Origin of the sequence: Bradyrhizobium sp. U87765 SZCCT0048, from assembly GCF_018131225.1 — a bacterium.
Classification (GTDB): domain Bacteria; phylum Pseudomonadota; class Alphaproteobacteria; order Rhizobiales; family Xanthobacteraceae; genus Bradyrhizobium_A.
This window is the reverse complement of record NZ_JAFCMM010000001.1, coordinates 1700323-1722749: the sequence shown is the minus strand read 5'-3', so window position 1 is coordinate 1722749 and position 22427 is coordinate 1700323. Positions and strand designations below refer to the sequence as shown.

General features: G+C 66.5%; 17 protein-coding genes. 12 read left to right on the top strand and 5 right to left on the bottom strand.

Annotated features, from left to right (window positions below; translation table 11 throughout):
- Nucleotides 1–14 precede the first annotated feature (14 nt).
- A complete protein-coding gene (locus tag JQ639_RS07465; protein ID WP_211965471.1) occupies nt 15–1640 on the top strand; it encodes an FAD-dependent monooxygenase in 1626 nt (541 codons plus the stop codon).
- Here the strand turns inward: JQ639_RS07465 and JQ639_RS07460 are convergent.
- Both JQ639_RS07460 and JQ639_RS07455 read right to left on the bottom strand, forming a co-directional pair.
- Nucleotides 1637–3061 carry a sensor histidine kinase gene (locus JQ639_RS07460; RefSeq protein WP_211965469.1) on the bottom strand — a complete coding sequence of 475 codons (1425 nt, stop codon included), beginning with the start codon at nt 3059–3061 and terminating at the stop codon, nt 1637–1639. The genes JQ639_RS07465 and JQ639_RS07460 overlap by 4 nt on opposite strands.
- On the bottom strand, nt 3058–3723 hold the full coding sequence (locus JQ639_RS07455; RefSeq protein WP_211965467.1) for a response regulator transcription factor: 666 nt from the start codon (nt 3721–3723) through the stop codon (nt 3058–3060). The genes JQ639_RS07460 and JQ639_RS07455 overlap by 4 nt, the downstream gene beginning before the upstream one ends.
- A 104-nt stretch (nt 3724–3827) precedes the next feature.
- On the opposite strand from JQ639_RS07455, the gene JQ639_RS07450 reads away from it, so the two are divergent.
- The 10 genes from JQ639_RS07450 to JQ639_RS07405 all read left to right on the top strand — a co-directional run bounded on the left by JQ639_RS07450 (nt 3828) and on the right by JQ639_RS07405 (nt 16611).
- On the top strand, nt 3828–4877 hold the full coding sequence (locus tag JQ639_RS07450; RefSeq protein ID WP_249122999.1) for an ABC transporter substrate-binding protein: 1050 nt from the start codon (nt 3828–3830) through the stop codon (nt 4875–4877).
- 163 nt (nt 4878–5040) lie between these two features.
- Entirely contained in the window at nt 5041–6447 is a 1407-nt protein-coding gene (locus JQ639_RS07445) for a 2-hydroxycarboxylate transporter family protein (protein WP_211965463.1), read from the top strand.
- Between the two features lie 70 nt (nt 6448–6517).
- Nucleotides 6518–7852, top strand: coding sequence for an MFS transporter (locus tag JQ639_RS07440; protein ID WP_249122998.1), 1335 nt, complete (start codon nt 6518–6520; stop codon nt 7850–7852).
- Nucleotides 7853–7893: 41 nt separating this feature from the next.
- Nucleotides 7894–8931 carry an isocitrate/isopropylmalate dehydrogenase family protein gene (locus JQ639_RS07435; protein ID WP_211965461.1) on the top strand — a complete coding sequence of 346 codons (1038 nt, stop codon included), beginning with the start codon at nt 7894–7896 and terminating at the stop codon, nt 8929–8931.
- Nucleotides 8932–8986: 55 nt separating this feature from the next.
- Nucleotides 8987–10636 (top strand): acetolactate synthase large subunit, encoded by a 1650-nt coding sequence (locus JQ639_RS07430; protein ID WP_211965460.1) that lies wholly within the window; start codon nt 8987–8989, stop codon nt 10634–10636.
- Nucleotides 10637–10735: 99 nt separating this feature from the next.
- Nucleotides 10736–11926: an iron-containing alcohol dehydrogenase gene (locus tag JQ639_RS07425; RefSeq protein ID WP_211965458.1), complete on the top strand. Its 1191-nt coding sequence runs from the start codon at nt 10736–10738 to the stop codon at nt 11924–11926.
- Nucleotides 11919–12581 (top strand): poly(R)-hydroxyalkanoic acid synthase subunit PhaE, encoded by a 663-nt coding sequence (locus JQ639_RS07420; RefSeq protein WP_211965456.1) that lies wholly within the window; start codon nt 11919–11921, stop codon nt 12579–12581. The genes JQ639_RS07425 and JQ639_RS07420 overlap by 8 nt, the downstream gene beginning before the upstream one ends.
- Nucleotides 12578–13675, top strand: coding sequence for a class III poly(R)-hydroxyalkanoic acid synthase subunit PhaC (gene phaC / locus JQ639_RS07415; protein WP_211965454.1), 1098 nt, complete (start codon nt 12578–12580; stop codon nt 13673–13675). Before JQ639_RS07420 ends, phaC begins: the two co-directional genes overlap by 4 nt.
- 7 nt (nt 13676–13682) lie before the next feature.
- Nucleotides 13683–15659 (top strand): acyl CoA:acetate/3-ketoacid CoA transferase, encoded by a 1977-nt coding sequence (locus JQ639_RS07410; RefSeq protein ID WP_211965452.1) that lies wholly within the window; start codon nt 13683–13685, stop codon nt 15657–15659.
- Nucleotide 15660: 1 nt separating this feature from the next.
- Nucleotides 15661–16611 (top strand): alpha/beta fold hydrolase, encoded by a 951-nt coding sequence (locus tag JQ639_RS07405; RefSeq protein WP_211965450.1) that lies wholly within the window; start codon nt 15661–15663, stop codon nt 16609–16611.
- 6 nt (nt 16612–16617) lie between these two features.
- On the opposite strand, the gene JQ639_RS07400 is transcribed toward JQ639_RS07405, so the two are convergent.
- A complete protein-coding gene (locus JQ639_RS07400; RefSeq protein WP_211965449.1) occupies nt 16618–17385 on the bottom strand; it encodes an IclR family transcriptional regulator in 768 nt (255 codons plus the stop codon).
- 153 nt (nt 17386–17538) lie between these two features.
- On the opposite strand from JQ639_RS07400, the gene JQ639_RS07395 reads away from it, so the two are divergent.
- Nucleotides 17539–18126, top strand: coding sequence for a nuclear transport factor 2 family protein (locus tag JQ639_RS07395; RefSeq protein ID WP_211965447.1), 588 nt, complete (start codon nt 17539–17541; stop codon nt 18124–18126).
- Between the two features lie 224 nt (nt 18127–18350).
- Here JQ639_RS07395 and JQ639_RS07390 read toward each other — a convergent pair whose 3' ends face one another.
- Both JQ639_RS07390 and JQ639_RS07385 read right to left on the bottom strand, forming a co-directional pair.
- On the bottom strand, nt 18351–19796 hold the full coding sequence (locus JQ639_RS07390) for a PepSY domain-containing protein (protein ID WP_211965445.1): 1446 nt from the start codon (nt 19794–19796) through the stop codon (nt 18351–18353).
- A 33-nt stretch (nt 19797–19829) separates the two neighbouring features.
- The gene (locus JQ639_RS07385; RefSeq protein ID WP_211965443.1) at nt 19830–22106 is read right to left on the bottom strand and encodes a TonB-dependent receptor; all 2277 of its coding nucleotides are present in this window, start codon (nt 22104–22106) and stop codon (nt 19830–19832) included.
- Between the last annotated feature and the right edge of the window lie 321 nt (nt 22107–22427).

Sequence of the window (22427 nt, the reverse complement as noted above, 5' to 3'; positions counted from 1 at the left end):
CGGGAGCGGGCGTGATGGATACGCCGGTGCTGATCGCTGGCGGCGGGCCGGTGGGGCTGACGCTGGCCTTGCTTCTGGCGCAGCAGGGCGTGCGCTCGATCATCGTCGAGCGGCGGCCGCCGCGGGTCGAGAGCGCGCCAAAGGCGCATGTGATCAATCCGCGCTCGCTCGAAATCTACCGTGCGCTTGGGCTCGATCTCGACGCATTGCGGCGCCAGGGCGCGTCGCGCGGCGATGCCGAGGCATCGCGCTTCATGACGACGCTGGCCGGCATCGAGCTTGGCCACATCCCGCTCGACGTCGCCGACGATGACGCGCTGGCGCTGACGCCGACGCCGCTGCTCAATATTGCCCAGCCGAAGCTCGAGGCGATGCTGGCCGCGGAAGTCGAACGCAATCCGGCGATCGAGCTGCGGCTCGGCCACACCTGGACCGGCTGCCGCGCGACCGACGGCGGCGTGGTCTCCACGGTCGAGCACGACGGGCGGACCTACGAGATCGCCAGCGCCTGGCTCGCGGGGGCCGATGGCGCCGGCAGCCGCGTTCGCGAGCATCTCGCGATCCCGATGCAGGGCATTCCCGCCGTGCGCCCGCGCATCACCATCCATTTCGAGGCCAACCTGCGCAGCCTCGTGCGCGAGCGGCCGGCGATCCTGTACTGGATCCTCGATCCCGCCGTCGCCGGCACCTTCATCGCCTATGACATCGACCGCACCTGGGTGTACACGCCGCGTGTCACCCCGGAGGCATTCGATCCGGAGCGCTATACCGAGGCCCACTGCGCCGAGCTGATCCGCCGCGCCATCGGCCGCGACGATGTCGCTGTCGATGTCCGCCATGTCGTGCCCTGGATGATGTCCGCCGAGGTCGCGACCGCCTATCGCAGTGGCCGCTGCCTGCTGATCGGCGATGCGGCCCACCGTTTTCCGCCGACGGGGGGCTTCGGCCTCAACACCGGCATCCAGGACGCGCACAACCTTGCCTGGAAGCTTGCCGCGGTGCTGCGCGGTGCGGACGACACGCTGCTCGACAGCTACGACGCCGAGCGGCGACCGATCGCCGAGATCAACACCCGGCAGAGCCTGCACAACTCCAATCGCCTGCCGGACCTGTTCCGCCTCGCCGAGGAGACGATCGCCGACGGCGATGTCTCCGCCGCAGACCACTTGCGTCTTGCCGCGGAGATCGCCACGCACCGCGCTCATTTCCTTAGCCCAGGCCTGCAGCTCGGGTTCTCCTACGGGCCGCCGGTGCGCGGTCCGGCCGACGCGACGCGTTACGATCCGTCGGCGGGGGTGGGTGACCGCATGCCCCATGCGTGGCTGGTGCGCGGCGGCCGCCGGCTGTCGACGCTCGATCTGCTCAGCCCGGTCACGTTCACCCTGATCGCGGGCCGCGATGCCGCCATCTGGCGCCATGGCATCGCCGATGCGCTGTGTACGGTGGAGCTCGACGAGACCGTCATCTTCGAGACGGCCTGGCGAGAGCTGTGCGGTCTTGATGGCCGCGGTGCCATGCTGGTGCGGCCCGACGGCCATATCGCCGCCGTGGTCTCCGACGATGATGCTGCATCACGCGCGGCGATCACCGCGGCGCTGGCGCGGTTCGGCGTCGCTGCGCGCTGTCACGCGAAGGCCTAAGCATTGTCGCGCGCGCTGGTCGTCTCCGGTTCGCGCGGCAGGCTGACGGTGGCGATCAGCCCGCGCCCGTCCGGCCCGTCTGCGAGCTGGATCGTTGCGCCGGACTGCTGCAGCAGCGATCGCACGATCGCCAGGCCAAGGCCCGAGCCCGACGGGACGTGGGGGCCGGGCACGCGGTAGAAGCGGTCGAACACCCGTTCGCGGAATTCGGGCGCGATTCCCGGACCGTCGTCGATCACCTGCACAATGGGGCGCTCGCCATTGCCGTTCACCCGCACCGTGACGGTGCCGCCGCGGCGGTTGTAGCGAATGGCATTGTCGATGAGGTTGACCAGGGCTTCGTGCAGCACGGTGGGTGCGATCCGCGCCACGGCGTCGCTGTCCGCCTCCAGCGCCAGCTCGATATCGCAGGCCGCGGCGATCGGCGCCAACTGGCTGATGGCGTCCGCCGCGGCGGCGCGCAAATCGGTGCGCTCGGCCGCCGTGGCTGACGCCATCGCGCTTTGCTCTGCGCGCGCCAGGGTGACGAGCTGCGCCACCAGGCGATCGAGATGCTGCGCCGAGCGCTCGATCTCGGCAATGGTGTCGCGTTCGGCTGCCTGGATCGTGCCGCGCTTGAGCAGCGCGAGGTGGACGCGCAACGAGGCGAGCGGGGTCTTCATCTGGTGGGACGCGTCGGCGATGAAATCGCGGATGACCTTGATCGCGATATCGAGGCGGCCGAACAGCTGGTTGATCGCCCGCACCGGCGGGTGGACCTCGCGCGGCACTGCGGCGAGATCGAGCGGTTGCAATTCCGCGCCGGTCCGGACCTGGCGGGCATCGATCTCCCGGCCAAGCGCGGCGAGCGGCGCAAGGCCGCGGCCGACCGCGAACCAGCCGAGCGCGGCCGCCGCGAGAATGATGCCTGCCCCGAGGCCGCCGAGCGCCAGCAACAGCTCGCGCTGGGTCGCGTTGCGGCCGTTGCGGGTCTCCGCGACCTCGATCAGCACCGGGTGCGGCTTGCCGTAGACAGGCTGGGCGAGGGCGGCGAGGCGGATCGGCGCGCCCTTGTAGACCATGTCGAAATGCCGGATCGTGCCGAAGGGCTGGGCGCGCAGCGCCGCGAGCGGCAGGTCCTGATAGCCGGTCACGGCGGTGCCGTCATAGGATACGCTGTAGTAGATGCTGTCGTTGGCGCGCGTCTCCAGCATGCCGAGCGCGACCTGTGGCAGGTCCACCGTAACCTCGTCGTCCTCGACGCTGACCCGTTCGGCGATGGCGCGGACCGAGCCGTCGAGCACGCGGTCGTAGGCGGTCTCGACCGTGCGATCGATTAGCAGTGCGCCTGCGGCGCCGAGCGCGATCGCCAGCACGCTGGTCGGCACCAGCAGGTTGAGCAGCAGAATGCGGCGCAGCGAGGGGGCGCGCGGGCGCGTCACCGCTCCTCCATCAGGTAGCCGAGGCCGCGGATGGTGCGGATCGGCGGCCCATCATTGCCGAGTTTCTGGCGCAGGCGGGCGACGTACAGCTCGATGGCATTCGGCGCCACCGGCTCGTCGAAGCCGAAAACCTCGGAAATGAGCCGCTCCTTGCGGACCAGTTTGCCCGAATGGGACATCAGCACCGCGAGCACCGCTGCCTCGCGCCGGCGCAGCGCCAGCGGCGCATCGCGCAGCCGTGCGGTCGCGGTCGACGTCTCGAACACCAGGGCGCCGCAACTGAGCACCGGGGCGGCGCGCCCCTTGCCGCGTCGCGCCAGCGCCTTGACGCGGGCCTCGAACTCCGAAAGGTCGAAGGGTTTGGTCAGATAGTCGTCGGCGCCGAGATTGAGGCACCTGACCTTCTCGGCGACGGCATCGTGTGCGGTCAGGATCAGGATCGGCACCTCCGAACCCGCGCGACGCAGCCGGCTGAGCACGTCCTCGCCGGACATGTCGGGCAGGCCCAAGTCGATAACGATCAGCGAATAGGCCTCGGATGGCGCGATCTCGATGCCGCCATGGCCGCTGATCTCATGGTCGACGGCGATGCCGGCCGGCGCCAGTGCCTTTTTGAGGCCCGTCGCCAGGGAAATGTCATCCTCGATAATCAGAATTCGCAAGACGATCGCCGCGCTGCACCATTGCCAATGCATCAATGTACGTTCAGATTGCTTGTCAGGTCAAAGTCGCGTCTCGTTCATCTCCACCGGGAACTCCTGTCCTGTTGCTGCTTCGTGCGATCGCCTGGGCTCTGGTTGCGCTCTGCGTGAGCCTGCCCGGACGCGCGGTCGCCGAAGGGGGAGGGTCTGCCGCCGACGGCCGGCGCGAACTCCTGATCCGCAGCACGACCGATCGGGCCGAGGCCGCCGAGCTGCTGGCCGGCTTCCGTGCGCTGTATCCGGACATCGCTGTCCGCTATACCAAGATCGTCTCGGGCGAGCTTTTCGACGAGATCGCGAAGCCGTCAGGCGCGCCCGACACCGTCGCCGACGTGGTGTGGAGCTCGGCGATGGATCTGCAGATCAAGCTCGCCAATGATGGACTGGCGGCAGCGTATCGCTCGCCGGAGGCCGATGGGCTGCCAGCCTGGGCGCAGTGGAAGGACCTTGCCTATGGCGTCACGGCCGAGCCGGTGGTGATCGTCTACAACAAGCGGCTGCTGCGCGGCGATCTGGTGCCACGCGATCACGCCGATCTGGTGCGCATCCTGACGGAGCACCGTGATGTGTTCCAGGGGCGGATCGCGACCTACGATCCGGAGACCAGCGGCACGGGGCTGCTGTTCATCACCCAGGACGCGCGCATCATACCGCAGATCTGGAAGCTGGTCGCGGCGCTCGGCCGCACCAGCGCGAAGCTCTACACCTCATCGACGCCGATGATCGACCGCGTGCTGAGCGGCGAGTTCGTGCTCGCCTATAATGTCCTCGGCGCTTATGCGCTGGAGCGCGCCAGGCAGGACCACGACCTCGGCATCGTGTTTCCGGCGGATTATACGCTGGTGATGACACGGATCGCGCTGATCCCGCGCGCGGCGCCCCACCCCGAGGATGCGCGCCGATTCATCGACTACATGCTTTCCAGGGATGGCCAGGCGAGGCTTGCCGCCCATTCCCTTGGCGCGGTGCGCACCGATATGTCACCGGCAGCGCCCGGCGCCTCGGCTTCGGCCTTGCGGCCGATCGCGTTGAACATCGATCTGCTGACCTACCTCGACCGCGCCAAGCGGGCACGTTTCCTTGCGCAGTGGGCGAAGGCTCTGCAAGGGCAGTGAGGATTGCTGTCGCGCGCCGGTCGCGCCGCGACAGCTTGGTGACAGCAAAAGCCATCTATCGTTTCCTGCAATCAAGAGCATGACGAAAGGGTCAGCAGAGCTGCCGTTCAGGCGGCTGCTGGGCGAACCTTCCGCACAGCAACAAAAAAGAGGGAGGATCATCATGTCGGCACAGGACCTGGGCGCCGTCCAGACAACGTCGGGCGCGCTGTCATCCGCGATACAGCCGGGGGAGCGTCGCGATGGCGATACGCCGCGCTTCTGGCCGGAGGGGTGGTGGCGCCTCATCGATTGGCGCATTGGCATTATTCCGTTCCCGATCTACCTCCTGCTGTTCGTGCTGATCGCCACTCTGGTGGTGACCGGTGAGATCAAGTCCGACGGTCCGACCATGATCGCGGCGCTGGTGCTCGGTGGCTTCACCTGCGCCGAGATCGGCAAACGGCTGCCCGTGCTGCGGGCGATCGGGGCCGGAGCGATCTTCGCGACCTTCATTCCATCGGCTCTGGCCTATTACAATCTGTTGCCTGTCAAGATGGTCAGTTCGATCACCGAATTCACCAAGGCGACCAACTTCCTCTATATCTTCATCGCCTCAATCATCGTCGGCAGCATTTTCGCGATGGACCGCGACGTGCTGATCAAGGGCTTTCTCAAGATCTTTGTCCCGCTGGCGATCGGTTCGGTGGTTGCGGGTCTGGTCGGCACCGTGGTGGGCACGCTGCTCGGGCTCGGCGCCCATCACACATTTTTTTATGTCGTGGTGCCGATCATGGCGGGCGGCGTTGGCGAGGGGGCCATTCCGCTGTCGATCGGCTACGCCGCACTCACTGGCGTGCCGCAGGGGGAGGTGTTCGCGCAGGTGCTGCCGCCGGTGATGCTGGGCTCGCTGACCGCGATCCTGCTGTCTGGCGCGCTCAATTTCGTCGGCAAGAAGTATCCCCATCTCACCGGTGAAGGCCGGTTGCAGCCCCTCAAGGAGGGCGAGGCCGACCTGCAGGCCGGCGGGCACGGCGAGGACAGTTCCGCCGCCGGCGTCGTCAGCGTCAATGTCATCGCCGCCGCCGCGCTGACCGCGATCACGCTGTACCTGCTCGGCGTCATCTGCCATCATCTTGTCGGCCTGCCGGCGCCGGTCGCCATGCTGTTCCTGGCGGTTCTGGCCAAGCTCACCCGCGCGGTGTCGCCCCAGCTTCAGCAGGGGGGCCTTGTCGTGTTCGATTTCGTGCGCAGCACAATGACCTATCCGCTGCTGTTCGCCATCGGCGTCGCCCTGACGCCATGGGACAAGCTGATGGCGGCCTTCCACATCGCCAACATCATCACCATTGTCGCGACGGTCGCGACGTTGATGGCCACCGGCTTCGTGGTCGGCCGCTTCATGAACATGTATCCGATCGAGACCGCGATCGTGAACGCCTGCCACAGCGGTCAGGGCGGCACCGGCGACGTCGCGATCCTCACCGCGGCGAACCGCATGCAGTTGATGCCGTTCGCACAGATCGCCACCCGTATCGGCGGCGCCATTACCATCACGACCGTGCTGATCGTGCTCGGCTACCTGAAATGACGTGGCGCCGCCGCAATGCGGCGCTATGCTGTCCCTGTTTCCCCGTCGCAGTCCGGAGGATTCCGTCCCCATGATGCCGCAAGCCGACACCGTCGCCGAGCCCGTATCGCCGCTGGAGGCCGAAACCATGCGCCGCGTCGGCTGGCGCATCGTGCCGTTCCTGATGCTGTGCTACTTCATTGCCTTCGTCGATCGCGTCAACGCCGGTTTCGCGGCGCTGCAGATGAACAAGGACATCGGCCTCACGGCGGCGGCATTCGGGCTGGGCGGCGGACTGTTCTACATCACCTATGTGATCTTCGAGATTCCGAGCAACCTGGCCATGGAGAAGGTCGGCGCGCGGCTGTGGATCGCGCGGATCATGATCTCTTGGGGCATCGTTGCGGCGTGCATGGCGCTGGTGGTCGGTCCTTACTCGTTCTATGCGGTGCGGCTGCTGCTCGGCGCGGCCGAGGCCGGTTTCTTTCCCGGTGTCATCCTGTATCTCACATACTGGTTCCCGACGGCCTATCGCGGGCGGATCGTCGCGATCTTCATGGTCGCGATCCCGATCTCGAGTTTCCTGGGATCACCGATCTCGGCATCGCTGCTGCAGATGGACGGCGCCCTCGGTTATCGGGGCTGGCAGTGGATGTTCGTGCTGGAAGCGCTGCCGGCCATCGTGCTCGGCATCCTGTCGTTCGCCGTCCTGCCGGACTCACCCGCGAAAGCGGCATGGCTAACCGCGCCGCAGCGCGACTGGCTGGTCGGGCGTCTCGCAAGCGAACGTGCGGCGCCGCGCAAGACCGAAGGCCATCTGTCGCTGTGGCAGGTGATGACCAACAGGTACGTGCTTGCGGCGTCGCTGATCTATGCCGGCGCATCGGGCGCCAGCCAGTGCCTGTCGTTGTGGCAGCCACAGATCATCAAGTCGTTCGGTCTGACCAATATGGAAACCGGCCTGTTGAACTCCCTTCCGTTCGGCATCGCGTCGGTACTGATGGTGCTGTGGGGCCGCAATTCTGACGCGAAGCGCGAGCGCCGCTGGCACACGGCGATCCCGCTGTTTCTGCTCGCCGCCAGCCTGGCGGTCGCACCGCTGACCGGTTCGCTTGCGCCGACCATCGCCATCCTGTGTGTTGCCGTTACCGCGACCTACATCGTCAAGGGGCCCTTCTGGGCGCTGGCGACCGAGTGGATGTCGGCCGGTGTCGCCGCGGCTGCAATCGCCCAGGTCAATGCCATCGGCAATCTCGGCGGCTTCTTCGGCAGCTATCTGCTCGGGGTCATCAAGGATGCTACCGGCAGTTATGCGCTCGGGTTGCTGCCGCTGGCGGGGTTGTCCGCGGTCGGCTGCCTGCTGGCGTTGCTACTTGGCCGCGGCACGCAGCGTGAGCCCGAAGCCGCCCTGAAGGCCGTGCACTGATCGTTCCCCGTAGGTTGCCCCTCGAATCCAGCGAGCTTCACATGAGCGCGACACAGAGCCGGATCCCCGCCACCTTGATTCCCGGCGATGGCATCGGCCCCGAAATCATGGATGCGGTCACCCGCATTCTCGAGGTGCTGGGGGCGCCGTTCGACTGGGATGTCCAGCAGGGCGGCATGGCCGGCATCGCCAGCGCCGGCGATCCGCTGCCGCAGGCACTGCTGGACAGCATTCGCCGCACCCGCCTCGCGTTGAAGGGGCCGCTGACCACCCCGGTCGGCGGCGGCTTCCGCTCCGTCAATGTCCGGCTGCGCGAGGAGTTTCATCTCTATGCCAATCTGCGCCCCGTGCGCACCATGGTGCCGGGCGGCCGCTATGAGGATATCGACATCGTCCTGATCCGGGAGAACATCGAAGGCCTGTACGTGGCGTTCGAGCATTACATCGCCATCGGCGACGATCCGCATGCGGTAGCGATCTCGTCCGGCGTCAACACCCGCGCGGGCGCCGAGCGCATCATCCGCTATGCCTTCGAGTATGCGCTCGCCCACGGCCGCAAGAAGGTCACGGTGGTGCACAAGGCCAACGTGCTGAAGGCGCTCACCGGTATCTTCCTCGAGGTCGGCCGTGACATGGCGCGGGAGTACGAGGGGCGCGTCGCGATGGACGATCGTATCGTCGATGCCTGTGCCATGCAGCTGGTGATGAACCCCTGGCAGTACGATGTCATCGTCACCACCAATCTGTTCGGCGATATTCTCTCGGACCTGCTGTCCGGGCTGGTCGGCGGGCTCGGCATGGCGCCGGGCGCGAACATCGGCGAGAAGGCTGCGATCTTCGAGGCGGTGCACGGCTCGGCGCCTGACATCGCCGGCAAGGGTATTGCGAACCCGCTGGCGCTGCTGCTGGCGGCCGGCCTGATGCTCAAGCATGTCGGCCGTGACGATCTTGCGCAGCGTCTCCAGGTTGCGATCGACCAGGTGCTGCGGGTCGACGGCGTACGCACCGCCGACCTCGGCGGCCACGCCAAGACAACGGATTTCGCCGCCGCGATCATCAGGCGGATCGCCAACGCCTGAATGGATGGGCACACGCTGCCCTGTCTGCTGACCTGCGAGAAGAAGGACTGTCGACATGACCAAGGGATCGGACCTGCTGGTAAGGGCGCTGGAGCATGAAGGTGTCGATCGCATCTTCGGTGTGCCCGGTGAGGAAAACCTCGATGTCGTCGAATCGCTGCGCGGTTCGAAGATCGAGCTGGTGCTGACCCGGCACGAGCAGGCCGCCGCCTTCATGGCCGCGACCCACGGCCGCCTCACCGGCAGGCCGGGCGTGTGCATCTCGACCCTCGGTCCGGGGGCGCTGAACTTTGCCACCGGCGCGGCCTACGCCCATCTCGGCGCCATGCCGATGGTGATGATTACCGGCCAGAAGGCCATCATGAGCAGCCGGCAGGCTCGCTTCCAGATCGTCGATGTGATCGCGTCGATGAAGCCCTTGACCAAGTTGTCACGGCAGATCGTCAGTGCGGTTAGTATCCCGACGCTGGTGCGCGATGCCTTCCGGGTTGCGATGGAGGAGCGGCCGGGCCCCGTGCATCTGGAACTGCCGGAAGATATTGCCGGCGAGGAGGTGGCGGACGTGCCGATGGTGCCGATCCATCCGATCGAGATCCCGGTCGCGCATCGCGCCGCGCTCGACCGTGCCGCCGAGATGATCCTGCGTGCCGAGCGCCCGCTGATCATGCTGGGCGCGGCGGCCAGCCGGCCGCGTTCGACCTTCGGCCTCGCCGGGTTCGTGCGCCGGACCGGCATTCCCTTCTTCACCACGCAGATGGGCAAGGGGACCGTGCCCGGCGGCACCAACCTCTATATGGGCACCGCCGCGCTGTCCGAGCGCGACTACGTGCACGAGGCCGTCGACAAGGCCGACCTGATCATCGCCATCGGCCACGACACCATCGAGAAGCCGCCGTTCATCATGGGTCCGAAGGGGCCGCAGGTGATCCATATCAGCTACACGCCGGCCAACGTCGAACAGGTCTATTTCCCCAATGCCGAGGTGGTCGGCGACGTCGGCCCGAGCCTCGAACTGCTGGCCGACCGCCTCGAAGGCAAGCTGCCGCGTGCGGGGGCGCTGCTGTCGCTGCGCGATGGCATCCTCAGTCGCATCGCCGATCGCGCCACCGAGAGCCGCTGGCCGCCGACGCCGCAGCGGCTGGTGCACGACGTCCGCCAGGTGATTCCGAGCGATGGCATCGTCGCGCTCGACAATGGCATGTACAAGATCTGGTTCGCGCGCAATTACCGTACCTTCGTCGCCAACACCCTGCTGCTCGACAATGCACTCGCGACCATGGGCGCCGGCCTGCCGTCGGCGATGATGGCGGCGATGCTCTATCCGGACCGCCGGGTGATGGCGGTGTGCGGTGACGGCGGTTTCATGATGAACAGCCAGGAACTGGAGACCGCGGTACGGCTGAAGCTCAATCTGGTGGTGCTGATCCTCGATGACGGCGCCTATGGCATGATTCGCTGGAAGCAGGCGGTCGACGATTTTCCGGATTTCGGCCTGACCTTCGGCAATCCGGATTTCGTGCGTTACGCGGAATCGTATGGCGCCCGTGGGGCCCGCGTCGAGAAGCTCGACGACTTCATTCCGACGCTGGAAGCGGCGTTCAAGAGTGGTGGCGTGCATCTGATCGCGGCGCCGATCGACTATTCCGAGAACATGCGCGTGCTGGTCGAGGAACTGCGCGCTCGCATTCCGGCGGATCCCGCCTAGCCGCGGGCTCTCCGCTGGCGCGTCCTTGTCTGCCGGGCTGGCGCAACGTGCCGGAACGGCTCCGATTGGTTCTCAGGATTTCGACCCAGGATACGTACGATGAATCCATTCACCTTCCAGGCCCCTGCCAATATCCTGTTCGAGGCCCGCGCGGCACGAAAGATCTCCGACCTTGTCGGCCACTACCGCGCACGCCATGTCATGCTGGTCACCGACAAGGGGGTGCGCGCGGCCGGCTTGACGCGCGATGTCGAAGCGGCGCTGGTCGGCGATGGCGTGACGCTGACCGTGTTCGATGACGTGGTCGCCGATCCGCCATCGGAGGTCGTCGAAGCAGCGGTCGCGCTGTGCCGCGAGCGCGGGATCGACCTTGTGCTGTCGATCGGCGGCGGCAGTGCGCTCGATACCGCCAAGCTCGTCGCCTATCTCGCGCGGACGCCGGACCGACTCGAGGACATCTATGGCGTCGGTCTGGCGAAAGGCGAGCGGTTGCCGCTTATCCTGGCGCCGACCACGGCCGGCACCGGCTCGGAGGTGACGCCGATCGCCATCGTCACCACGCCGACCACCGAGAAGAAGGGCGTGGTGTCGCCGAAGCTCATTCCCGACTGGGCGGTGCTCGATCCCGAGCTGACGCTCGGCCTGCCGGCCCATGTCACCGCCGCCACCGGCATCGACGCCATGGTCCATGCCATCGAGGCCTATACCAGCAAGGTTCGCAAGAATCCGATGTCGGACCAGCTTGCGCGCCAAGCGCTGGCGCTGCTGTCAGCCAATGTCCGCACCGTCTGCCGTGATGGCCAAGATCTCGAGGCGCGGTCGCAGATGCTGCTGGGCTCGATGCTCGCCGGCATGGCCTTCGCCAATGCGCCGGTCGCGGCAGTCCATGCGCTGGCCTATCCGATCGGCGCCATCTTCCATGTTCCGCACGGGCTGTCGAACGCGCTGGTGCTGCCGCATGTGCTGGAATTCAACCTGCCGGCGGCGGAGGCGCTGTATGCCGAGCTTGCCGGCATTGTCCGGCCTGGCCTCCCTGCCGAGGCGCCGGCCGCACGGGCACGGGCTTTCATTGACGAAGTGGCCGCGATCTGCCGCGACTGCGAGGTTCCGGCGTCGCTGACCGCCGTCGGCATCGGCCGTGACGACCTGAAGAAGCTTGCCGAGGATGCCATGAAGCAGACCCGCCTGCTGGTCAACAATCCGAGACCGCTTGCCTATGACGACGCCTATGCGATCTACAGTGCGGCTTTCGAGGGCAGCAACCGTGCGCTGCGCGCGACCCATGGCTGACGATACAGCCCGCGGAGATCCCTTCAGCCAGAGCGTTCAGCAATGGAGCGCGCTCTGGCGTTCGATGGCCGATGTGTCGACGAAGGCCGGCGAGGCGTGGTCGAACTCGATGCTGCCGTTCATCATGGCACGCGCTGCCGAGCATCGTGGCGGGGCCGGCGGCAATGAACTCGGCGATGCCATCGAGCGCCTCGCGCAGGGACCGCGGCTGGCCGACATGCTCGATTTCGATCGCAAGCTGTGGCTGCTGTTCTCGGCCTGGAGCGAGCTGCAGCACAAGCTCGCCGCCTACAACCTGATCGCGGCACGCCCCTGGCAGCGCGCGGCGGAGCAGTACGCCGCCACCGCGAAGCCGGATGCCGGCGACGACGGCTGGCGCGGCCGGCTCGGCGCCTGGACCGCACTCGCCAACGACGAGATGATCCGCAACCAGCGCTCCGACGAATTCCTGTCGGTGCAGAAGGACCTGCTGCAGGCGGCGACCGAGTTCCGCAGCCGCCAGACCGAAATCAACAAGACCGTCGCCAAGCTGTTCGGCCTGCCGACGCAGAGTGATTTCGACGACGTCACCCGCCAGCTCACCGAGCTGCGGCGCGAGGTTCGTGCCCTGGCGCGGCAGCGCGACGACGCCGGTGCAACGGAGAAGCAGCGATGAGCGGGCAGGGACCGGGCGAGCGGGCCGCACGCGACGCGGCGGCATTCGCCGAGAAGATGTTCAAGGCGACGCAACTGCTGTCCGACATCAAGGATGCGGATGTCGATGTCGGCGCCACGCCGAAGCAACTGGTGATGCGGCGCGACAAGACCGAGCTCTATCGCTATGCGCCGCTCGTGCCGCGCCAGGTCGAAACTCCGGTGCTGCTCGCCTACGGCCTGATCGGCCGCTACACCATGGCCGACCTGCAGCCCGATCGCTCGCTGGTGCGCAGCCTGCTGGGGCAGGGGCTCGATCTCTGGCTGGTCGACTGGGGCCAGCCGAACCGCACCGAGCGCTGGCTGACCATCGACGATTATGTCGACGACTATATTCACGCCGCCGTCGAACGGGTGTGCCGCGAGACCGGCCATGACAAGGTCACGCTGCTCGGCATCTGCGAGGGAGGCGTATTCACCGCCTGCTATGCGGCGCTGTATCCCGATCGGGTCAAGAACCTCGTTCTCACCATCACGCCGATCGATTTCCATGCCGACCGTGATGATCCGGACGCCCATCACGGCTTTCTCAACGTCTGGACCCGCAGCCTCGACCGGGCCGACATCGATCGTCTCGTCGATACCTATGGCGGCTTGCCCGGCGAATTCATGAGTTCGGTGTTTTCGCTGATGACGCCGATGCGCTCGCTGACCAAGTACAACGTCGATCTGCTCGACGTGGTCGACGACGAAGCCAAGCTGATGAACTTCCTGCGCATGGAGAAGTGGCTTGCCGACCGGCCGGCGCATCCCGGCGAGGCCGCCAAGCAGTGGCTGAAGGACCTCTACCAGGACAACAAGCTGGTGAAGGGCGAGTTCGAATTGTCCGGCCGGCGTGTCGACCTCTCCGCCATCGCGGCGCCGGTCCTCAATGTCTATGCGCTCAACGACCATATCATTCCGCCGACCTGCTCGCAGGCGCTGCGCGGGCATGTCGGCAATGCCGACTATTCCGAAATTCCGCTGCCGGGCGGCCATGTCGGCCTGTTCGTGTCGAGCAAGTCGCAGGGCGTCCTGAGCCGGGATATCTCGCAATGGCTGGCTGCACGGGATTGAGGCAGTGATGCTGAAGAACAAGATCGTTTCCGCCGACGAGGCCGTCGCCATCATTCGCGACCGCGACACCATCTGCACATCAGGCTTTGTCGGCGTCGGCACGCCGGACGAACTTCTGATCGCGCTGGCCAAGCGTTACCGCGAGACGCGCCATCCATCGGACCTGACGCTGATGTTCGCCGCTGCGCCCGGCGATTCCCGCGAGCGCGGCCTCAACCGTCTCGACCAGGACGGCCTGCTGAAGCGGGTGATCGGCGGCCACTGGGCGCTGGTGCCACGGCTCGGCGAACTCGCGCTCAAGAACCGCATCGAGGCCTACAACCTGCCGCTCGGCTGCATCTCCCACCTCTATCGCAACATTGCCGCGCGTGGTCCGGGCACCATCTCCAAGGTCGGCCTGCGTACCTTCGTCGATCCGCGCCTCGAGGGCGGCCGTCTCAATGCCGCGACCACCGAGGATCTCGTCGAGCTCATCGACATCGGCGGCGAGGAGTGGCTGCGCTACAGGTCGTTCCCGATCCATGTCGCGCTGCTGCGCGGCACCACGGCGGATCCTTCCGGTAATATCACCATGGAGCGCGAGGCGCTGACCCTCGACAATCTCGCGATGGCGATGGCGGCGAAGAACTCTCGCGGCTTTGTTGTGGTGCAGGTCGAGCGCATCGCCGCCGCGCACTCGCTCAATCCGCGCGAGGTGCAGATCCCCGGCATCCTCGTCGATTGCGTCGTCGTCGCCGAGCCGGAAAACCATGTGCAGACCTACGGTACGGGCTATAGCCATGCCTTTTCCGGCCGTCAGCGGGTGCCGATGGACCGTGTCGAGCCGCTCGCCCTCGACGAGCGCAAGGTCATCGCGCGGCGCTGCGCCTTCGAGCTGCCGCCCGGCGGTGTGATCAATCTCGGCATCGGCATGCCCGAGAGTGTTGCCGCGGTCGCGACCGAGGAGCATATGCTGCAGTACCTGACGCTGACCGCCGAGCCCGGCATCATCGGCGGCATGCCGCAGGGCGGACTCAATTTCGGCACCGCGCTCAATCCCGACGCCGTCATTCACCAGAACCAGCAGTTCGATTTCTACGATGGCGGCGGCCTCGATCTCGCCTGCCTCGGCATGGCGCAGGCGGATGCGGCCGGCAATGTCAACGTCAGCCGTTTCGGCAACCGTCTCGCAGGCGCCGGCGGTTTCATCAACATCTCGCAGAGCGCCAAGAAGCTGGTGTTCGCCGGCACCTTTACCTGCGGCGGGCTCAAGCTCGCGATCGAGGATGGCGCGCTGCACATCCTGCGCGAAGGCACGTCGAAGAAATTCATCAGGCAGGTCGAGCAGGTCACCTTCAGCGGCGACTATGCCGCGGAGACCGGTCAGCCCGTCTACTATGTCACCGAGCGTTGCGTGCTGCAGCGAACGCCGGCCGGCGTCGAGCTGATCGAGGTGGCGCCGGGCATCGATATCGAGCGGGATATTCTCGCCCACATGGAATTCGCGCCGCTGATCCGCGACGTGCGGGCGATGGACGGGCGCATTTTCCGCGACGGCCCGATGGGGCTGCTCCATGCGCTGCTCGGCCGCAGCCTCGCCGATCGTCTCAGCTACGATGCGGCGCGCAATACGCTGTTTGTCAACTTCGAGGGGTTCGAGGTGCGGACGGTCGAGGATGTCGACCTCGTGCGGCGCGAAGTCGAGCGCGTCTGCCAGGCCGCCGGCAAACCGGTGGCTCTGGTCGCCAACTACGATGGCTTTCATCTCGATCCGATGGTCGGCGACGCCTATTTCTCGATGATCGCCTACCTCGAGAAGCGCTACTACGCCTCGGCCTCGCGCTACACCACCAGTGCGTTCATGCGTCTCAAGCTCGGCGAGGCGCTCGCCGACCGGCATGTCGCGCCCCATATCTTCGAGACCCAGGTCGAGGCGCAGCGCTTCGCCGACATGGCGTGGCGTCCCGGCGAGACGGCGGCCGCGGCTGTCGGTCTGGTACATTGAGATGACGAACGCGGATGAAGCCGCAGAGGGCGCAGATGCCGCGCCGGCGCCGGACCGCGCCGGCATGGTGCTGGGACTGTCGCCGGCTGGCTTTCACGAGATCGCCTGTACCGATTGGGGGCCGCTCGACGATCCCCGGCCCATCGTCTGTGTTCATGGTCTGACGCGGCAGGGGCGCGATTTCGATCCTCTCGCTGCGGCCCTTGCCGCCCGCGGCCGGCGCGTGATCTGCCCGGATCTGCCGGGACGCGGACGCAGCGGCCGACTGCGCAACCCCGATGACTACGCATTGCCGCAATACTGCGCCGACATGAACGCAGTGATCGCGCGGCTCGGCGTGCGCGAGGTCGATTGGGTCGGCACCTCGCTCGGCGGTCTGATCGGGATGATCATGGCGGGGTTTGCCGGCAGCATCGTGCGCAATCTCGTGATCAACGACATCGGCCCGTTCGTGTCCGCCAGCGGACTGAAGCGCATCGGGCAGTACATCGGCAGCATGCCGGCGTCGTTTCCGACGCTCGACGCAGCTGACGCCTATATCCGCACCGTGCTCGCGCCCTATGGCGATCTCAGCGATGCGCAATGGCGTCATCTCGCTCGCCACAGCGTGCGCTGGAATGCGGAGCATCAGCGTTACGACATGCTGTGCGACCCGGCGATCGCCAAGGGGTTTCGCTCGCCGTGGTTCTATCCGCTGAATCTGTGGGCCTATTGGGAGGCGATCACCGTGCCGGTGCTGGTGTTGCATGGCGCACGCTCGGACCTGCTGTCGTTCGCCCTCACCCAGGAGATGAAGAAGCGCAATCGCGGCGCCAGCGTGTTCAGCTTCGACGATTGCGGTCACGTTCCGCCGCTGATGGCGGAGGAGCAGATTGCGGTGGTGACGCGCTTCATCCTCCAGGAAGCACCTGCCTGGCGGCAGCCGTCCGCCGGCGCGGCAGGGGCGCGCTGATACCGGCTACATTCGTGCGGCGATCGCCTGGCCGAGCGCGGCTGCCGCGGTCGGCAATTGGCGGCGGAACAGGGCATGACGTTCGTCGGTGAAGCGCACCGTCGGCACCGCGAGATTGAGCGCGCCGAAGAAACGGCCCTCATGAGTGACGGCGGTCGCCATGCCGGTGATTCCTGTGGTGAACTCTTCGCGCGAGTAGGCAAAGCCGCTCTGCTGCACGGCCGGCAGCTCGTTGCGCAGGGCGTCGGTGGTGGTGATGGTCACCGGCGTGATGGTCTCGAAGGTCAGGCCGCGCAGGTAATCGTCGAACTCGGCCGCTGGCATGCGCGACAGCACGATCTTGCCGCTCGACACCGCGTAGAGCGGCGCCCGCTCGCCAACCTTCATGGTGTAGGTCAGCGCCTGGCTCGAAGCGGCGGAGGCCAGTGCCTCCATGACATTGCCGATGCGCACGTAGAAGCCGGAGGTTTCGTTGAGCTCGGCGGTGAGGCGCTTGAGGAATGGCATCGCGATGGTCGCGAGCGGTGGCGGTGACACCTTGTGCACGAGCAGGCGAACCTGATCGCCAACGCGGTAGCGATCGGTGATTTCGTCCTGCTGCAGATAGCCGCGCGCCAGCAGGTTGTTCAGCAGGTGAAACAGGCTGCTGCGTGGAATGCGCAGGTCCGTCAGCATCCGCGAGAACGACGGCGGCTCGTTGGCGTCGGCGACGTACTCCAGAATGTCGAAGGCTCGGTCCGCGGATTTCACCGACGCGGCAGGATTCAGTTTCATCACGGCAACCGGTTCTCACACGGGGATGGAGGGTAGCTTGACGGCTGCTTATCATAGTTCCATAATTAGTACTAGTTTACAAATGTAAACTAACCCCGTGACTTTTCGACACTGTGGCCGGCACATCCGGCCGCGCGGCGACAAGAGGCCTGCATGAGCGACGAAACTGCCGACCGGACCGCAATTCAGGAATTGATCGAGAACTGGGCGCTGTGGCGTGACGCCGGCCTGTGGGATCGCTTTGCCACGGTGTGGCATGAGGACGGCTGGATGTCGGCGACCTGGTTTCAGGGCCCGGCCTCCGAGTTCATCCGTGTCAGCAAGGAGGGCTGGGACAAGGGCGTCAGCATCCTGCACTTCCTCGGCGGCATGACTGTCGACCTGTCCGCCTACCGCGCCGTCGCGCAGACCAAGATGACCATCTCGCAGCGCGGCCCGGTCCATGGCGTCGAGTGCGACGTCGTCTGCACGGGGCGGTTCTACGACTTCCTCGAAAAGCGCCATGGCAAGTGGGGCGTGGTGCGCCGCCAGCCGATCTACGAAAAGGATCGCCTCGATCCGGTCGATCCCGCCGCGGTGCTCAAGCTCGACCAGGACAAGCTCAGGCAATTCCCGGTCGGCTACCGCCATCTCGCCTATATCCAGGAGGAGATCGGCTATCGCGTGAAGCGTGACATGCCCGGCCTCAAGGGGCCGGAGGTCGAGAAGCTGTACGCCGAGGGCCTCGCCTGGCTGGGGTGAGTTCTCTCACCCGCGGCATGCTTCGTGTCACCATATGATGCCACGTTGCTGTTGCGCATGCTCCATCCCCTCATCCTGAGAAGCCTGCGCAGCAGGCGTCTCGAAGGATGAGGCCCCGGGCCTTCGTTGTGGCGTCCCGCATGTTGCCGTGCTCAGGGGAGCTCCAGCAGGCCTGCGCATGCGCTGGCCGCATGCACATGGTGCCTGCCGCGTGCCGGCGTTCCTCAGCGCATCAACCGCCGCCATCCCACGACGACGCCGCTGAGCGAGACGATGAGGCCGATCAGCGACAGCAGCCACACCACGATGTCCCAGGCCGGCCGGGAGGCCAGCAGCGGCAGCAGGTCGATGCTGTGCAGCGCGTTGAACCACCAGCGATAGGCGCGGCGGCTGTCATCACTGCGGCCCAGGATCTCGCCGGTGGTCGGCGAGATGTGAAACCAGCTGTGCGCGGCATCGTCGAAGCCGATGCGCAGGATCGGCAGCAGCCGTTCCTGGTGGTGCGAGTACCAGTACCAGTCCGGCTGTGTCAGTTGTTGCCGCAGCGTGACCGTGGCGTCGGGCAGCAGGCGGCGCGCGGCCGCGGCGATGTCATCCTGGGTCAGCGTCAGCGGTGCGCCGCTCGCGGGATCGGCGGTGGTGATGTGCCCCGCGTGATCGGCGAGCAGCATCAGCGCCCGTCCGCCGAGCCAGACGTAACGCGCCTCGACCGCCGGGACCTGCGGCCGCGCCACCGCGTCGGCGATCCGGGGCGCACTTTCGCCGGCGTAGCGCACGGCCATGTCGCGGCCGACGGCACGGCCGGCGAACAGGTCCAGCGGATTGAGCGACAGCCAGCCGCTGACCATCCAGGTGAACACGAAGACGCCGCCGATCAGGCCGGCGACGTGATGCCACGCCATCCAGCCGCGATAGGGCGTCACATGCCCGCGGGCGGAGCGTTTGCGCAGGCGCAGCCGCAGCACGCCGATCCAGAAGCCGGTGACCGCGACGACGATGCAGAAACCGGAGATCCACAGCACCACCTGCCGCCAGGTCGCGCCGTCCTTGCGCAGCACGGTGGGATAGATCCAGTGCGGGATCGAACCCAGCCAGTTCCAGACGCGCTCGTGCCGCGTGGTGTCGAGCGCGATCTCGCCGGTGCGTTCGGAGATGTAGAGCTCGGTGCCGTCGGCGTCGCCGAGCATCACCAGGAACAGCGGCCGCAATGGATCGTAGCGCGCGGTCACGCTCCACTGGTCGCGCGTGACGGTCCCGATCACCTGTGGTCGCGTCGCGGCCGGATGATGGGCCGCGATCGCTTCGGCGTGATCGGCGGTGATACTGCCGATCGATCGACCGTCGGTCGCCGCGATTGTCGCGCGATGGCCGTCCCAGCCGGTGATGCGGTACACCGGCATCCTGTCCATCATCGCGAGCCGCAGCTCGCGCGGATAGGCCGTGACGCCGGCGAGTGTCATGGCGCGGTCCGGCGTCACCAGCACCTTGTCCCAGGCGATGGGCGGCAGTGCCGTCCAGCGCTCCGTGTCGGTGAGCTGTGGAAACGCGACATACATCATCACCACGCCGGACACGAACCACATGGCGAACAGCAGGCATGTGGCGATGCCGATCCAGCGATGGATGATGTAGAGCCAGCGCCTGGCGTGTCGTGTGATCCGCAGGCTCATCTCAGGGCAGGCTCATCAAGGGCAGGCTCATCGTCAGAACTTGACGTTGACCGACAGCTCGGCGGTGCGCGGCATGCCGAGCAACCACTGGCCGTTGTAGGGCGCCGATACCGCGTAGACCTTGTCGAAGATGTTGTAGATGCGCAGCGCCACCGTGGTGCGCGCATCCGGCGTCCAGCGCAGGCCGGCATTGACCAGCGCGTAAGACGGCCGCTGCAGTGTGTTGGCAGCGTCGGTGTACATCGCGCCGACCACCTGCACGCCGGCGTTCGCCGACCAGTTCGGCGCCAAGTTCCAGGTCACCCAGGCATTGCCGACCTGCTGCGGCACGTTGATCGGCACGTTGCCGGCATAGCTGACCAGCTTGCCGCCGGCGACGGCGGAAAAGCTGTCATACTTGGCGCGCAGCAGCGCGATATTGGCGTCGACCCGCCAGGCGTCGTTCAGGGCGAGCCCGAGGCTTGCCTCGATGCCGCGCGACGATTGCTGGCCGACCTGCAGCGAGGGGCCTGCGATGTTGTTGGGATCGGGCGTCAGCAGATTGTTCTTGACGATGTCGTAGGCGGCAAGCGTCCACTCGCCGCGGCCGCCCCAGAACGACTGCTTGACCCCGACCTCGACCTGGCGGCCGGTGGCCAGCTGGAAGTTCTTCTGGCTGGTGTTGAGTGTGATCAGGTTGCCGACCGGATCGACCGCAGTGGCGTACTGGCCGTAGAACGCCAGATTGTCGATCGGAGTATAGACGGCGCCCGCGCGCCAGCTGGTACCGGACAGCGAGGTCTCGAAGCTGTTGGCGGCGACGCGGTCGTCAGTCCGGCTGATTGTCGGCCGGTCGAGCCGCACGCCGCCGACCAGCGCGAGCTGGTCGGTGAGGATCAGGCGATCCTCGGCGAACAGCGCATACTGATTGGTGACCGAGTGGAAGCCCGGCGTGGTCGGGCTGGTGGTCGCCGAAAACAGACCGGGATCGTAGTTGAACGGCGGCACGTAGGTCTGGCCGGCGTAGGGCGAATTGTTGATGTGGGCGAAGTTGATCTGGTTGACGTCGAAGCCGGCGACGAACTCGTTCCTGATGCCGAAGATATGGCCGCGCAGCGTCACATCGGTGCGGGTGCCGAGCTGCTTCTGGTCGTGGAAGATCTCGATGTAGTTGTTGCGGCCGACGAGGCCGGTCGCCGGATTGAACGTATAGGCCTCGATGTCGCGCCAGTGCCGATTGCTGACCAGATAATAGGTGGTGTTGCGCACCGACACGCCGTCGGCGACATCCCACTCGGTCTTGAACTGCGTCCAGTTGTCCTTGTAGCGGATCTGGCTGTCCCAGGTGTTGTAGTTCTGGAAGCGCAGCGCCGGGTCGATGGCGCCGTTGATCAGCGGTGTGCCGAAATAGCGTGACGGGCTGCGGTCGCCGTAGTCGTTCGACAGTGTGAAGGCGAGGTTGTCGGCGGCCTGCACCTTCACTGCGGCGGAGAAGGCGACATTGGAGGTCTTGTCACGCTCGACCCAGCCGTCGGACATGTTGCCGGCAGCGGTGACGCGGTAGGAGACGTTGGGATTGATCGGCCCGCCGCTGTCGACCGCGAGCCGGCGCGTCATGTTGGTGTCGAGCGAGATTTCAGCCTCGTTGTGTGCGGTGGTGATCGGCTTCTTCGGCACAACGTTGACGATGCCGCCGATCGCGCCTTCGCCGTACATCACCGACGCCGGCCCGCGCATCACCTCGATCTGCTGGGCCGACCATGTGTCGAACGGGAACGTCACGGTACCGGAGCCGACATAGAAGCGCGTGCCGTCATACAGCGTCATCACCGAGTTGCTGCCGGAGAAGCCGCGGGTCGAGAACGACAGGCCGCCATTGCCCGGCGCCGGATTGGCGGTGAAGCCCGCCGCGTTCTGGGTCACGGCGTCGAGCACGGTGTGCTGGCCACGGGCGGCGATGGTGTCGGCGCTGATCACTTCGACGCTGGCGGGCGTCTGCAACGGCGTGAGGCCGAGGCGGCTGCCGGTGGTCGATGGCGCGGTGAGATGCAGCGCGGTCGGCGCCGCGACTGCCGGCGTGGCGCCGGCCGGTGCGTTCGTCGCGGCAGCGGTTGCCGCGGACCTGGGGCGTGCGCGCCCGGCGCGCTCCGCGCGCTTGCCGGTGGCGCGCTTCGGCTTGGGCTGAGCGGTCGGCGACACCTCGATGGCGTCGAGCCGTCCTGCCGGCTGTGCAGTCTGGCTGAAGGCGTCGGCGGGCAGCAGCAGTGCCGTGGCGACGGAGCAGAGCAGGGTGGCGCGCCGGCGCGATGCGGCGTGGGAGGGAAGTCGCATGATGATCAATGGGCTCGGAATAGGGAGAGGATGATGGGGCGGTGGCTGATGCCGGGCGCTTCAGCGATGGTTGGCGGCCGGCCGGGCCTCGCGGCTGCACCCGTGGGGCTGTGCATGCGCGCGACGGCGGCCGGTCGTGACCGGTTTGCGCGACGCCGTCGGGGGCGTTCACAGGGCATCATCGCAACTCCGCTATTTTGAATATGTAATGTTATAACATTACATATAGGTAGAGCGGAACGCAAGGCGCTGCTGGCGGAATGAAGTCGTTGCCTCGCCGCAGAACGGGTCCGGCAGACGGCTGACGCCCTGGCAATGAGC

What these genes read in the sequence shown, in the direction of transcription:
- JQ639_RS07465 (WP_211965471.1), top strand. Translation starts at nt 15, where the DNA reads ATGGATACGCCGGTGCTGATCGCTGGCGGCGGGCCGGTGGGGCTGACG.
- JQ639_RS07445 (WP_211965463.1), top strand. Translation starts at nt 5,041, where the DNA reads ATGTCGGCACAGGACCTGGGCGCCGTCCAGACAACGTCGGGCGCGCTG.
- JQ639_RS07440 (WP_249122998.1), top strand. Translation starts at nt 6,518, where the DNA reads ATGATGCCGCAAGCCGACACCGTCGCCGAGCCCGTATCGCCGCTGGAG.
- JQ639_RS07435 (WP_211965461.1), top strand. Translation starts at nt 7,894, where the DNA reads ATGAGCGCGACACAGAGCCGGATCCCCGCCACCTTGATTCCCGGCGAT.
- JQ639_RS07430 (WP_211965460.1), top strand. Translation starts at nt 8,987, where the DNA reads ATGACCAAGGGATCGGACCTGCTGGTAAGGGCGCTGGAGCATGAAGGT.
- JQ639_RS07425 (WP_211965458.1), top strand. Translation starts at nt 10,736, where the DNA reads ATGAATCCATTCACCTTCCAGGCCCCTGCCAATATCCTGTTCGAGGCC.
- JQ639_RS07420 (WP_211965456.1), top strand. Translation starts at nt 11,919, where the DNA reads ATGGCTGACGATACAGCCCGCGGAGATCCCTTCAGCCAGAGCGTTCAG.
- phaC (WP_211965454.1), top strand. Translation starts at nt 12,578, where the DNA reads ATGAGCGGGCAGGGACCGGGCGAGCGGGCCGCACGCGACGCGGCGGCA.
- JQ639_RS07410 (WP_211965452.1), top strand. Translation starts at nt 13,683, where the DNA reads ATGCTGAAGAACAAGATCGTTTCCGCCGACGAGGCCGTCGCCATCATT.
- JQ639_RS07405 (WP_211965450.1), top strand. Translation starts at nt 15,661, where the DNA reads ATGACGAACGCGGATGAAGCCGCAGAGGGCGCAGATGCCGCGCCGGCG.
- JQ639_RS07400 (WP_211965449.1), bottom strand. Translation starts at nt 17,385, where the DNA reads ATGAAACTGAATCCTGCCGCGTCGGTGAAATCCGCGGACCGAGCCTTC.
- JQ639_RS07395 (WP_211965447.1), top strand. Translation starts at nt 17,539, where the DNA reads ATGAGCGACGAAACTGCCGACCGGACCGCAATTCAGGAATTGATCGAG.
- JQ639_RS07390 (WP_211965445.1), bottom strand. Translation starts at nt 19,796, where the DNA reads ATGAGCCTGCGGATCACACGACACGCCAGGCGCTGGCTCTACATCATC.
- JQ639_RS07385 (WP_211965443.1), bottom strand. Translation starts at nt 22,106, where the DNA reads ATGCGACTTCCCTCCCACGCCGCATCGCGCCGGCGCGCCACCCTGCTC.